This window comes from Limnothrix sp. HT2024, from assembly GCF_059138625.1.
In genome coordinates this window covers 3,349,462-3,362,354 of record NZ_CM181121.1, presented here as the reverse complement: position 1 = coordinate 3,362,354, position 12,893 = coordinate 3,349,462, and the positions used below count along the sequence as shown (strand labels likewise).

8 protein-coding genes are annotated in these 12,893 nt (G+C 58.9%); 5 read left to right on the top strand and 3 right to left on the bottom strand.

The window, feature by feature from the left end; genetic code table 11:
- Window positions 1–178: 178 nt before the first annotated feature.
- The 4 genes from AC2IAX_RS13640 (at window position 179) to AC2IAX_RS13625 (ending at window position 6,995) form a co-directional block, all read left to right on the top strand.
- Window positions 179–1,606 carry an LCP family protein gene (locus tag AC2IAX_RS13640; protein WP_494387966.1) on the top strand — a complete coding sequence of 476 codons (1,428 nt, stop codon included), beginning with the start codon at window positions 179–181 and terminating at the stop codon, window positions 1,604–1,606.
- A 64-nt stretch (window positions 1,607–1,670) separates the two neighbouring features.
- Window positions 1,671–3,431, top strand: coding sequence for a phospholipid carrier-dependent glycosyltransferase (locus tag AC2IAX_RS13635; RefSeq protein WP_494387965.1), 1,761 nt, complete (start codon window positions 1,671–1,673; stop codon window positions 3,429–3,431).
- 340 nt (window positions 3,432–3,771) lie between these two features.
- Complete coding sequence (locus AC2IAX_RS13630) at window positions 3,772–6,285, top strand: adenylate/guanylate cyclase domain-containing protein (protein ID WP_494387964.1); 2,514 nt, start codon at window positions 3,772–3,774, stop codon at window positions 6,283–6,285.
- Between the two features lie 80 nt (window positions 6,286–6,365).
- Window positions 6,366–6,995 carry a hypothetical protein gene (locus tag AC2IAX_RS13625; protein WP_494387963.1) on the top strand — a complete coding sequence of 210 codons (630 nt, stop codon included), beginning with the start codon at window positions 6,366–6,368 and terminating at the stop codon, window positions 6,993–6,995.
- A 519-nt stretch (window positions 6,996–7,514) separates the two neighbouring features.
- Here AC2IAX_RS13625 and AC2IAX_RS13620 read toward each other — a convergent pair.
- Window positions 7,515–7,844 (bottom strand): DUF3155 domain-containing protein, encoded by a 330-nt coding sequence (locus AC2IAX_RS13620; protein ID WP_099534815.1) that lies wholly within the window; start codon window positions 7,842–7,844, stop codon window positions 7,515–7,517.
- 455 nt (window positions 7,845–8,299) lie between these two features.
- On the opposite strand from AC2IAX_RS13620, the gene AC2IAX_RS13615 reads away from it, so the two are divergent.
- Window positions 8,300–9,853 (top strand): sensor histidine kinase, encoded by a 1,554-nt coding sequence (locus tag AC2IAX_RS13615; RefSeq protein WP_494387962.1) that lies wholly within the window; start codon window positions 8,300–8,302, stop codon window positions 9,851–9,853.
- A 40-nt stretch (window positions 9,854–9,893) separates the two neighbouring features.
- Here AC2IAX_RS13615 and ispE read toward each other — a convergent pair whose 3' ends face one another.
- Window positions 9,894–10,865: a 4-(cytidine 5'-diphospho)-2-C-methyl-D-erythritol kinase gene (ispE, locus tag AC2IAX_RS13610; protein WP_494387961.1), complete on the bottom strand. Its 972-nt coding sequence runs from the start codon at window positions 10,863–10,865 to the stop codon at window positions 9,894–9,896.
- 81 nt (window positions 10,866–10,946) lie between these two features.
- Entirely contained in the window at window positions 10,947–12,788 is a 1,842-nt protein-coding gene (locus AC2IAX_RS13605; RefSeq protein ID WP_494387960.1) for an EamA family transporter, read from the bottom strand.
- Window positions 12,789–12,893 lie beyond the last annotated feature (105 nt).

Sequence of the window (12,893 nt, the reverse complement as noted above, 5' to 3'; positions counted from 1 at the left end):
CAGAACGGTCAGATTGGTGTCTGGGCAGCCACCCCACACCGCACTTCCAGCGGTTCTCAGAGCCTCATCAAGTGGAGATTGCCCTGCCAGAGCCACCCGAGTGCCCCTGCCCGATCGCCCATTCAGTGCGCTACTCTCTCATCAACTCTCCGCCCTTGACCCCCTTTTGAGGAACTCCGTGTCCACTCGCCATTCCAACCGCGCCTCCTCACCCTTGACCGATCGACATTCCCAACCCCACGCTACCGATATGTCTCGCTCCCAAGCGCCGCAACCCAAGCCTCGGGCCAATCGCTTCCGCTGGTTCTGGTTGTTGTTTAGCCTCTTGGGCGTGGCCACCATCTCCGCAACCACGGGGGCGTTGCTGGCCGTTTCCCTCAGTTCCCCCAGCCTCAGTCAACGGGAATTGAGCAAAGAGGAAAAGGCGGTTTTTGGGAACAATCAACCCATTTCCAGCCTGGGTCTGCAACTGCCGCAACTGACCCGGCCGGTCAATATTTTGGTGCTGGGGATTAAGGTCATTACCTCCGACGTGGATGATAGCCTCAGCCGCAAGTATGGCTACCATGCGCTGGTGAACTCCTTTGAGGGCTTGTCGGACACGATGTTTTTGGTGCGGTTTGACCCCAGCCAGAAAAAACTATCGGTGCTGTCGATTCCTCGGGATACGCGGGCTTGGGTGGATGGCCTGGGGATGACCAAAATTAATGCCGCTAACAGTCGTGGTGGGCCGGCCCTGAGCGCCAAGGCGGTGAGTGAGCTGCTGGGGGGTGTGCCGATCGATCGCTACATGCGGATTAATGTCCAAGGGGTGGAAAAGCTGCTGGATGCCTTGGGGGGCTTAACGGTCTATGTTCCCCGCGACATGAAGTATCAAGACGACAGCCAACACCTTTACATCAATTTGAAACAGGGACGGCAACACCTGAACGGGGAGCAGGCGCTGGCGTTTTTGCGGTTCCGCCACGATGAGTATGGAGACATTGGCCGGGTACAGCGCCAGCAGATGGCCATGCGCAGCCTGAAGGAACAGGCCCTGAACCCCACCACGCTGCTGAAGTTACCGGACATTTTGTCGGTGATTCGGGAGAATTTGGACACCAACCTGAGCATGGAGGAGATTGTGGCGCTGGCGGGCTTTGCCACCCAGGTCGATCGCCAAAATGTGCAAATGCTGGTGACTCCGGGGGATTACGGCGATATTGCCCGCTACGGAACGAGCTATTGGTTGCCTTACCCGAATCAGATTCGGGACATGATGGCTAAGCATTTTGAACATGGGGTCGGTTCCGGCGACAGTCGATCGATGTCGCAGGTGCGCGTGGCGGTGCAAGATGCCAGCGGCAATCCGGAGGCGGCCAGGGCGGTGGCGCGGCAATTGGAAGCCATGGGCTATCGCCAAACGTTTGTGGCTCGATCCTGGAAGGAAACGATCAGCACGACGCGGGTGATTGCCCAAAATGGGGATGCGGATACGGCGGAACAGGTGAAGGCGGCGATCGGGCGGGGTGATGTGCGGGTGGATAGCTCGGGCATTTTGGGATCTGACGTGACGATTCAAATCGGCAGCGACTGGCAAGGCACGGGTTCCAACGCAAATCCTTAAGCGCCCATTCGCGGGGCCTGGCAATTGCGGCCGCGGCAATGGCCCTTAAAATGGCCTTTTTTCCATGGGTTCTGTCATGGCTGATGTGCGATCGCCCCTAGACCACTCACCAAACCAGGAAGCTCAAGCCGATCGGGGGGATTTTCCAAAATCCTCCCGGTTGCGATGGGACTGGGAATCTGATTGGTGGTGGATCCTGGGGGCGATCGTGCTGGTGGGGGCGATCGTGCGGTTTTGGAATTTAGGCCACCTGAACACCTTGGTGTTTGATGAGGTTTATTTTGCCCAGTTTGCCCGCGATTACTTGGTGGGAAAACCCGTTGAAGATGGCCATCCCCCCCTCAGCAAGTATCTGATTGCGATCGGGATTGCCATCAGTGAGCATTTTCAGTGGGGCCGCGACAACACCAACCAGGCCACCGGTTCCCTGCTAGCCACGGTCAGCTATCGCTGGCTGAATGCGCTGGTGGGATCTTTGATGCCGTTGGTGGTGGCTTGGTTGGCTTGGTTGATGTCCGGGCGGCGGCTGTTGGCCCTGGTGGCGGCGGGGGCGATCGCCCTGGATGGGCTGTTTTTGGTGGAATCCCGCTATGGGTTGAATAATGTTTATCTGGTGACCTTTGGCCTGTTGGGTCACTGCGGTTGGCTAATGGCGGCGCGGGCCATGGCCGGGCGATCGCGCTATCACTGGCAGGTGTGGGCCTGGTTAGGGCTGGCGGGCTTGGGGTTTGGTTGCACGGCCAGCGTGAAGTGGAATGGCTTGGCCTTTTTGGTGGGGGCTTGGGGCAGTTGGGCCCTGTGGCGGGTTTGGCATTGGCTCGATCGCCCCGGTTTCACGACCCGGCAATCAACTGAGCCGATCACTGAGCCGATCGAGAATGCCGAACCACCGGAGAGCATGGCCAACAGCCCCAGTTCCCGCACGGGGCGATCGGTCGCAAATCCCCTGACACTCCTCCAGCGCTTCAGCCCGATCCAAATGGGATTGATGTTGGGACTGCTGCCGTTGGTGATTTATTGGCTGCTATGGATTCCCCATGCTCAACTGAATCCCGGCAAAAGTATTTGGGAGTTTAACCAGGATCTATTGCGCTACCACCATCGGGTTGGGGGTGATGATGCCCATCCCTACTGTTCTCGGTGGTTCACTTGGCCCCTGCTGTTGCGCCCGATCGCCTACTTCTATGCCCGCACCAGCGGCCCCACCGCCCCGATCGATTACCAAAACCCGATCCCCAAAGATCTTCCGGCCGGCACGCCAACGGTTTATGACGTACATGCCCTGGGAAATCCACTGCTTTGGTGGCTGACGGCGGGGGCGTTGGTTGTGGCCCTATGGTGGTTGGGGCGGCACTGGTGGCGATCGATCGCGCAACCGGCCGCTTTGGCACCCCCCCTAGTCAGCACCGATTATTTGGAAAGTCCCGTGGTGCGGTTGGGATCCCACCGCTGGCAATTGCGGCTGATGTGGGAGCGATCGGGCGCGATCGGGGCCGCCGTGCGATCGCCCGAAGTCTTGATGTTGACCTATTGCCTGGTGAACTATGGGGCGAATTGGTTGCCCTGGGCCAAGGTCTCCCGCTGCACGTTTCTCTACCACTACATGGGCGCGTTTGTGTTTTCGAGCTTGGTCTTGGCTTGGCTGCTCGATCGGCTCTGGCAATCCCGCCCCGATCGCCCCCTTTCGATCGCCGCCATGGTTTTGATTGGGCTGTCTTTTCTGTTTTGGCTTCCCGTTTATCTGGGCTGGCCTCTCACCCCCTTTGACTGGCAACTGCGGATTTGGGGAATTGAGGGTGTGCGCTGGTTGCCTTACTGGATTTAACGATCCTCGGGTGGGCCGTAGCGGGGCGATCAGGCCGATCATGATCAACCGCCGCGCCGCAGGAAGTCACAAGCTACGCCTAGGTGTATCACCCCACAAGTTCCCCCGAGAATGCCAGAATCAAACCACCGTCCTCAACGAGTCTGATGCCTGCGCGAAGGCTGCAACCCAGACTCGTTCAAGTCTCGGCACGTTTTTCATCGGAGCACTTTCGTCGGCTGCTGCAATTTGCTGCGCAGGTTTCTTTCAGCCGCAACAAATTGCAACATGGAAACCCAAGCGAGGCCTGGTTTTCCATTCCTGATCCTGACCATGCCCCACCTGCACCGTTAGACACCCTATGAAACTCGTGCAACCCATCCAGTCGATCCCGAAGCGGTTCCGACAACTACGCTTGCGCTGGTTGGTCGTGCCGCTCGTCCTGCAAGTGGCCGGGGCCGTTGGACTCACGGGATGGCTCTCGCTGCGAAATGGCCAGCGGGCCGTGAATGACCTCGCAGCCAGGCTCAGTGGCGAAATTGCGGCCAAGGTGGAACAGCATGTGCAGGGGTATTTGGGCACATCCGAGCTGTTTTTGCGCATTGATGCCGCATCCGTGGCGGCGGGCAACCTCAACCTCAACGACTTCACCGCCCTTCAGCGCTATTTTTGGCATCAGGTACACATCACACCAGCGGTTTCCGCCCTCTACTACGGCAATGCGGAGGGTAATTTTTTGCAGGTTGAGCGCGGCAACCCTTCCACAGTTTCCGTGCGCACAACGGCCACGGCCCCCAACTGGAGAATTTACACCCTGAACAAACAGGGTCAGCGCGATCGCTTCGTCAGCTCTCGTCCCTACGATCCCCGCAAACGGCCTTGGTATCGAGCCGCCGTAGCACGGGGTGGCTTGGCCTGGTCGCCCATTTACGTGTTCACGGAGCCACCGGTTTTGGGCATTACTCCGGCCTTGCCCATTTACACCAGCAATTCCAGTACGGTGACCGCCAGTGGCACGCCGCTGACCACGGAAACCCTCAAGGGCGTGCTGGCGATCGACCTTCCCTTGGAACAGCTTTCCACCTTTTTACGGGGTTTGAAGGTAGGGCGAACCGGAGAAATGTTTATTGTGGAACGGTTGACCGGGGCCCTGGTGGCCACGTCATCTGAGGAACCCCTGTTTTTACGGGATGCCCAAAACCAACCCCAGCGGCTGAAGCCGGAGGAGAGCCGCGATCCTCGAATTCGGGCAGCGGGCGAGTTTTTGCGAGAGCGCTTTGGCACCTATCGCCAGGTCAGCAAGCGATATCAGGGCATTGTGCGACCGAAGGGGAGCGATCGTGTCTTTATCGATGTGTTGCCCCTGGAAAATGACTATGGACTCGATTGGGTGACCGTGACGGTTGTTCCCGAGCGGGATTTCACATCCCAAATCCAAGAAAATACCCGCATCACCGCTCTGCTCTGTTTGGGCGCTTTAGGCTTAGCCGTCTTAATGGCGATCGCCACCACCCGCTGGATTGTGGATCCCGTTAGTCGCATCAGCCGGGCCGCCGAGGCGATCGCTGAGGGCAACTTGAATCAGACCGCCGCCGCCAGCCCAATCCTGGAGGTCGATCGCCTGGCCGAGTCCTTTAACCGCATGGCTTTTCAGTTGCGGCAGGCCTTCGCCGCCTGGGAGGAGGCCAACCAAAATCTAGAGCTGAAGGTGCAACAGCGAACAGCCGCCCTCACCCTTTCGGAAGCCAAGCTGCAAGAAAAGGAACGATATTTGCGGCTCATTCTCGACAGCATTCCCCAACATGTGTTTTGGAAAGATACCGATCTGGTCTTTCAGGGGTGCAACAAAAACTGGGCAGAGGCGGCGGGACTGGAAAACCCGGAAGCGGTGATTGGGCTAACGGATTTTGACCTGGTGCGAGATCCAGAGGCAGCGGAGGCCTTTCGGGAGCAAGATCGCCGGGTGATTGAGAGCGATCGACCCGTTTGGCACGCGATCGCCCCCAAGCAAAAACCGGGAGCCACGGGCGAAACCATTTGGCTCGATATCAGCAAAATTCCGATTCACGACAATCAACGCCGCGTGATTGGGTTGTTGGGGGTGGTGGAAGATATCACCTTACGCAAACAGGCCGAAGAAGCCCTGCGCCGGGAACAGGAAAAATCGGAGCGATTGCTGTTGAACATCCTGCCCCGCACCGTGGCCGATCGCCTGAAGCAAAATGTGCAGCCCGATGGATCCACGGAATCGGAACCGATCGCCCAACATTTTGAAGAAGTCAGCATTCTATTTGCGGATATCGTGGGCTTCACGCCCCTGTCTTCCCAACTGCCCCCGATCGACCTAGTGACCTGGCTAAACCGGATCTTTTCCCAGTTTGACCACCTGGCAGAACGCCATCGCCTGGAAAAAATCAAAACCCTCGGAGATGCCTACATGGTGGCGGCCGGGCTGCCCCTACCCATGGAAGATCCCACCGCCGCCATGGCCAACATGGCCCTAGATATGCAGCGGGTGATTCAAAGCTTTCAGGAAGAGTTTCAGCAAACCTTGGGGCGATCGCTGGAAATTCGCGTGGGCATGAACACCGGGCCCGTAATTGCAGGTGTGATTGGCATTCGCAAGTTTATCTATGACCTTTGGGGCGATACGGTCAACATTGCCAGCCGCATGGAGTCCCAGGGCTTGGCTAGCCGAATTCAGGTGACCGAAACGGTGTATCAGGCCCTCCGCGATCGCTATGAGTTTGAATCCCGAGGCGAGATTGACGTGAAGGGCCGCGGCCCCATGCGCACCTATTGGCTCACGGGTCGCAAAACTACCGCTGCTTTGGATGTGGTGGCCGCTGTGATCGACTCTGGCCCAGAGTTGTAGCGCTCGCTCGCTTCAGAAAATCCTCATTATTTGTTGATTAACCCCTGGCGATCGCTCCTCTGGGCCCGATCGAGGCCCAATTGGCGATCCTGACTTTCCCCCAACGGCTGCGAAGTAATCATTTGGCGGATTCGATCGCCCGATCGAGTCCTTCCGTTGGCACTCACAGTCTTCCGTTGGAGAAGTTGGTTATGGCTTGCAAATGGACTTGCGCAGTGATGGGTTCGATCGCCCTTTTGGCCACCACCGCCACCTTGGCCCCCTTGCCCGCCCGGGCAGAAATGCCGGAAGTGGTGTGGATGGTGGGGCCCGCTGAGAATGTGGAAATTGTGACCGGCGAGATTCAAGATTTGGTGGGCGATCGGGTGCGACTGTTGCTGACCGATGGTTCCACGCGCTTGGTGGGCATCACCCAGCTCGATCGCACCCGTCTGGGCTTGGATCCGGGAGATCAAATCACCTTGGCCTTGGTCGATGGTCGTTTCTTTGCCCAGGCCGTGGCCCTGGGAAACGATGCCCTCGTGATTCGCAATGGCTACATTCAACTGGCCAATGCTGACAGCGCCTACGTCAGCACCAGTCAAGCCAGCGTGACCACAACCACCACCGTTCAACAACGCACCGTGCAACGCAGCGGCCAACAAACCACCGTTCAACAAACTACCGTCACCCCCGATCGCCCCGCACAACCGATTCGCGGCATGTGGTAACTGTTGACTGACCTGATTAACCCACTGACTGAGCTATTTTTTCGCTCCCTGCTGTCCCAGGTTGCCTAGATCGAGAGCACAGCACAACCCCAAACCCCCACCCCTGCAAACACATAAAAAACCAGCAACGCCCACTGATCAGCAGCCTGATCGCGGACGTTGCTGGATTTTTTTGAATTGGAAGCACCCAGGGCCGCACAAGGCCATCGCGCAAGAAGCGATCGCGCTTAGGCCCGTCGTCAGTCGGCTATTGAGCTTTTTGCTAATGAGAGATTGATGTGTCAACTGTGATGCACTCGATCGTCCATTGGCGCTGCGACATGAGAGTCGATCGCCAATTGAAAATCAACAGTCATCACCCACCAATCAATAACAAATCACCAATTAATCCACGTTTCCGTGCATCCATCCCCAAGACGATTTGCACCTCAACTGGGCCCGAATTGCAGAGCAGCCACGACCTCAAACGTCTGATTTCAGGCTCCACACAACGCGGATTTCAGTTTTGTTGCCATGGACTTAGCGAGCCGCAGCGGCCACCATTCCCAAAGCAGGCACATCCCCTTCTTGATCGCCCCAGAGCCGAAGACTCGGGAACAGGAAGTGGTTTTCTTCAACGTATTGCGCTCCGAACAACCCTTTTTCGGCCCAAAAGTAGCGATCCGTGGTGTGTTCGTTACGCTTTACCAACACCAAAGCGGGGGGATGAATTCCCTCTGCCTTAATGAATTTGCGAGCGGCCGTGACCGGCTTATCTTCGCCACATTCGATGCTATACTGTGGCACATTCTCAAGAATCCGTCGCCCTTCTTGCCGCCGACGGCTCTTGCGCTTGCGTCTCCTTGCCAACCTCCTTACCTCCCGTGCCAAGATAAGTGTAGTGACGGTTACAAAAGCCGTGCAAAGTATATCGCCTTTGCGCCAAAATTTCAACTTGTTTTAATTGATCGACATGGATTCAATTACAATTGTTTATTCTGTCGATTTCTTAGCAGTTTCATTTTGAGCGCCGGCCCATCCAGAAACCTAGAGGCTGCCTGGATTTTGCACAATTGCCGCCCCAGGTTCTTGCGATCCCTCGCGGCTTTTTAATGATTTTTAATCAGTTTAAATGGAGCAATTTGAATAGAAGCGGTTTGAGATAGATCCAGCTTAAGGAGTTCTCAAGCCTTGGGGAGAGCAACGCCGTAATTCTTCACAAAGCCGGCGATCGCCCCATGCGGGAAACCGGGTGCGGCCGCTCCCCAATCCCTGGCAACCGCGAATGTTCCCCGATGGAGGCCCCCAGGGGGGAGTGGCGAGCAATGGCGAGTTCAACCTTTTTGGCCCTGTGCCAAGCGCAGTTAGCCTTGATGGCGGAAACGCTGCACCTGGGACGGGGTGTGGTTTATCTGGCGCAGGATTGGTCGGGAACGGCGGAACCGGCTTGGATGCCGGTGTTGGAATATCCGGCTCGGGCCAATACGCAGCTTTTGGGGGAAGCGGGAACGGGCCGATCGCGCGGTCGGGGCCGATCGCGGTTGCTGTCGGGGTCGGGCCCTTGGGCCATGGCTCCTGCGGAGATTACTGCTGCGATCGCGCCCGGGGCCGAGGTTACGCACCAAGGGGGCGATCGGCCGGACGTGGTGGACTTCTCGATCGCGCCGGAAGCATTCCCCCCGGCGGCCAATCAGATCACGGATGCTGACCATTCGGCCTCTGCCCGTTCCACCGCGCCCCCAATAACCGATTTTGACCATTCGGCCGTTGACCCCGCACTGAATCCCCTATTCAATCCCCAACCCCACCCGGGCCGATTGGTGCTGCCCTTGGCCCGAGGGGGGATGATGTTGGGGTTGTTGGTGCTCGATCGCCCTAAACCTTGGACTCCCAAGGATCGCCAACAGGCGGGCCGAGTGGCGGTGACCTTGGCGGCGGCCTGCGAACTCGATCGCCGCAATCAATTGTTGGAGGCGGCCTATCGCCAACAACAGACCACGCAACAGCGCCAGGCGGAATTACTACACAATTGGCTGCACCAGTTTCGGAATCCCCTGACGGCCATTCGGACATTTGGCAAGTTGGTGCTGAAGCGGTTGGGCGGCGAGGATCGATCGCGCCCACATCTGGAGAGCTTGCTGCGGGAGGGCGATCGACTCCAAGGCATGTTGACGGACTTTAGCCAAGTAATTGACACACCGGATTGGACGGGCCCAGCGGCCCCCAGCACCGAACAGCCCCCGCCGTCGGAGTTGCCCGCCGCCACCGAAAACAGGGCGGCCCTGCTGTTGCCGGGGGTGACGCTTGCCCCTTGGCCCGTCGATGCCTTGGTGATGGATGCGATCGCGGCGGCCGAGGCGGTGGCGATCGAGCGCGGGCGATCGTTTCAAATTTCGTTACCCGCCGATTTGCCGCCGGTTTTGGCCGATGGCACGGCTTGGCGAGAGGTGTTTAGCAATTTGCTGGATAACGCCATTAAATACGCCTGCGATCGGGGTCGGGTGCAGGTGCTGGCCCGGGTCGCTGCTTGGCAGGATGCGCCCGCGGCCGGCTGGGGGCTGGCGCTGGTGGTCAGCAATCAGGGCCACAATATCCCGCCAGCGGACTTGGAACGGCTGTTTCAGCGTGGCTTTCGGGGCATTCAGGCCGCTAGCGCGATTCCGGGCACGGGGTTGGGCCTGGCGATCGCCCGTCAGTTAATGGTGCAAATGGGCGGCCGCTTGGAACTGTTTAGCCCCCCGATCGCCCTATCTGCGCGGTTGCGGTTGCGGGAAACCCCCGATCGACTCCTTCCCCCGATCGCCCAGGGAACGATGGTTGTGGCTTGGTTGCCCCTGGCAGAAACGAATCCAGCGCCTCCTAAATCACCCCCTGAATGAACGGCTGAATGAATAGCTAAGTCAGCGGCTGAATCCACCGCTAAACCGACTGGTTAACCGGCCGAATGCCCACCGCACTGAATTGGGTGACCCAAAATTCCAAATCCGGATCCGGCAGGGCCGATCGCGCGGCGGCCTGGATTTCCTGAGCTTGGCTAGCGGATTCGGCCAGGGCAAAAACCGAGGGGCCAGAACCGGACATCATCGCTCCCAGCGGAGCCAGGCGATCGAGCAAATCCCGCAACTGCGCAATTTGGGGATGGGCCGGCAACACCACCCGTTCCAGGTCATTGCGCAACAGGGGCCGCAACCCCGAAAGTCCCGCCCGATCGCCCGCAGCCAAGGCCTGGAGCGATCGCACGAGGGGCCCGGACTTGGCCGCCGTATGCCGGGCCGCTTGGGCCTCCGGGGTGCGAGCATAGTCCGCCCCAAATTGAGCGCGATAGGTTTGATAGGCCCAGGGTGTGGAAACGCCCAAACTGCGATATTTTGCCAGCACTAACCACACCTGATCCACCCCCGCGAGGGGATCCAGCACCTCGCCGCGTCCCGTGGCCAAAGCTGTCCCCCCGCCCACACAGAAGGGCACATCGGATCCCAACTCAGCCGCCAACTCCTGCAATTCTCCTTGGGTGAGGCCCAGGCCCCAGGCCAAGTCCAGCCCCACCAACACCGCCGCCCCATTGCCCGATCCTCCGGCTAAGCCAGCGGCCACGGGAATTCGCTTTTCAATTTCGATCGCCACGCCCCCAAATTTGGCGAAGGCTTCGGGGAACCGCTCGCTCATCAGGGCGGCGGCCCGATAGGCTAAATTGCTGGCATCGTTCGGCACCCCCTCGGCGGCGCACTCCACTTGGATCACGCCCTGCATTCCCGATCGCACATGGACGAGATCCGCCAAGTCAATGCTCTGGAACACGGTGGCCAACTCATGGAAACCATCGGGACGATCGCCCACAATTTCCAAATAGAGATTAATTTTGGCGGGCGATCGCAGCGAATAGGATTTCATCGGCACACAAGCATCAGGACAAAAGCGTCCCCATTGTCTCAGAAGGGGCCCACGAGACCATCGATGGTTGATTAACCTTGCCTAGCTTGGGGGCGATTGGCGCGATCGGGGCGATCGGCGCGGCTTGCTCAACTGCTCCACACTCAGCAGCGTCACCCCAAGGGTCACCAACCCAATGCCCAGCCACTGCCCCCCGGCCAGGGATTCTTGGATCAAAATCCAGGCCGCCAGCGCCGTTAGGGCATTACCCGAGGCACTGAGAATTGCTGTCCAAGCGGCCCCCACCCGCTGCACCGCCAAGTTATTGAGCAGGTAGCCCCCCAAGGTCAACAGCCCCAAAATGACTCCACCCAACAGCAGTCCGCCCCAAGTTCCCGGCAACACCTGCACCGTCACCGCCTCTGGCCGTGCAATGAGTCCAAAGCAAGCCAGCACAAACACCCACAGGAAGGAAACCAGGGTGAATGGCACGGGATGCAAGGTTTTGGTTCCCCATTGCACCGTGAGCAGATAGCCCGCAAAGGCTGCACCGGCCGCTAATCCACTGGAAAGACCCACCCAGTTATCGCCTGCGGCCGGGCCGCCCTCAGGCAAGGCCAAGCCGCCCCCCAACAGAATCAGGGCCGTGAGAAACAAGCGCAGGGCCGTGGGTCGATCGCCCAATAACCACCAGGACAGGGGCAAGGTAAAGACGGGATAGAGAAAAAAGAGGGTGACCGCCAAGCCCGTCGGCAAATTCCCGATCGCCACATAGAGCAGCACTTGGGACACAAACATGAAAAAGCCGTTCAGCAAAATCATTTGCCAAGACCGACGATCGCGGCTTTGGCAGAGGTGGCGAATTTCCTGCCAAGTGGCGGGATACAGCCAAGTGGCCAGCACCGGAAACACCAGCACGATCGCCAGGGTGCGCAACAGCAAAATCAGCAGGGAATTGCCCAGCCCCGGCGCAATGATGCCGGGTAGGGTCACCACCCCTAATAGGGTTTCCGGAGCATTGCCCGTAAACAACAGCTTCAGGGCGACATTGAACAGGGCCAACAACAGGGCCGCCACCAGGGCCAACAGCCAGCCCGGTTGCCGCAGGGTCTGAGGATGGGGGACGGAGGGTTTCACGGCCGCAAGGGGGTGAGGGAACAAAACGGGAGCCGGAGCGGGCAAGGGGGCGATCGGGGAGGCGGCCCGATCGGGCGCGGTTGATCCAGGCTCAGGAACCGCAGAATTGGGAACCGCAGGATCAGTCCCAAGGGAATCGGGGGCGATCGGGGTTTCCCAACGAGCCATCAACTGCTTCAACAACAATTCCCCCTGCTGTTGCCGACGGGCCAACCGGCTGAGTCGTTGGGCCAGCGCCTGTTCATAGGCCGCTAAGTCTTGATGGAGATGGGTGAAAACTTGGGCCAGGGTTTGATCCAGCGCCATCAATTGTCGCTCGATCGCAGTGCTGCTGAGACGACCATGAATCACCACGGGCGCGCCGATCGTGGCGGCATCCCCCGATCGCAGTTCTTGGGCCAAGGCCTGAAACCGTTGGTCGATCGCCCTTTTCAGGTGGGATCCCATATGTTGAGCCAGTTGTTTTGCCCACTGTTGGGCCCAAGCTTGGCTGGTGGGATCCAGCAGGGATTGGCCCGGGGCAGGCTGTGCTCGCAGTTGTTGGCGATAGCGAGCGAGGCGATCGAGATCCAACAGTAATTGGGTTTTCTCGGCGCTCAGGCGATCAAGATCTTGGGCAAGCTGGTCAAGTTGCGATCGCTGAAGAATCTGCAATTGCTCCATCACTGCCGACCAATCCGGTGCTGCTTCTGGGTCGATTGGGGCCAGGCTCGATCGATCATCACCAACATCCCCCGCCGCCGATCGGGTGGGATCCAGATTGGGATTGAAACCCATAGGGTCGATCGCGGGTTCTTCAATGGGCAAGGGTGGTTGCTCCGATGGCCTGTTGATTAACCCCATGGAAATGGCTCAGGTCAGTGGCTCAGGTCAGTGGCTTTGCGGTTGAACAGCTCCGCATTTTGCGCCTCT

What these genes read in the sequence shown, in the direction of transcription:
- ispE (WP_494387961.1), bottom strand. Translation starts at nt 10,865, where the DNA reads ATGAAATCCTATTCGCTGCGATCGCCCGCCAAAATTAATCTCTATTTG.
- AC2IAX_RS13635 (WP_494387965.1), top strand. Translation starts at nt 1,671, where the DNA reads ATGGGTTCTGTCATGGCTGATGTGCGATCGCCCCTAGACCACTCACCA.
- AC2IAX_RS13630 (WP_494387964.1), top strand. Translation starts at nt 3,772, where the DNA reads ATGAAACTCGTGCAACCCATCCAGTCGATCCCGAAGCGGTTCCGACAA.
- AC2IAX_RS13615 (WP_494387962.1), top strand. Translation starts at nt 8,300, where the DNA reads ATGGCGAGTTCAACCTTTTTGGCCCTGTGCCAAGCGCAGTTAGCCTTG.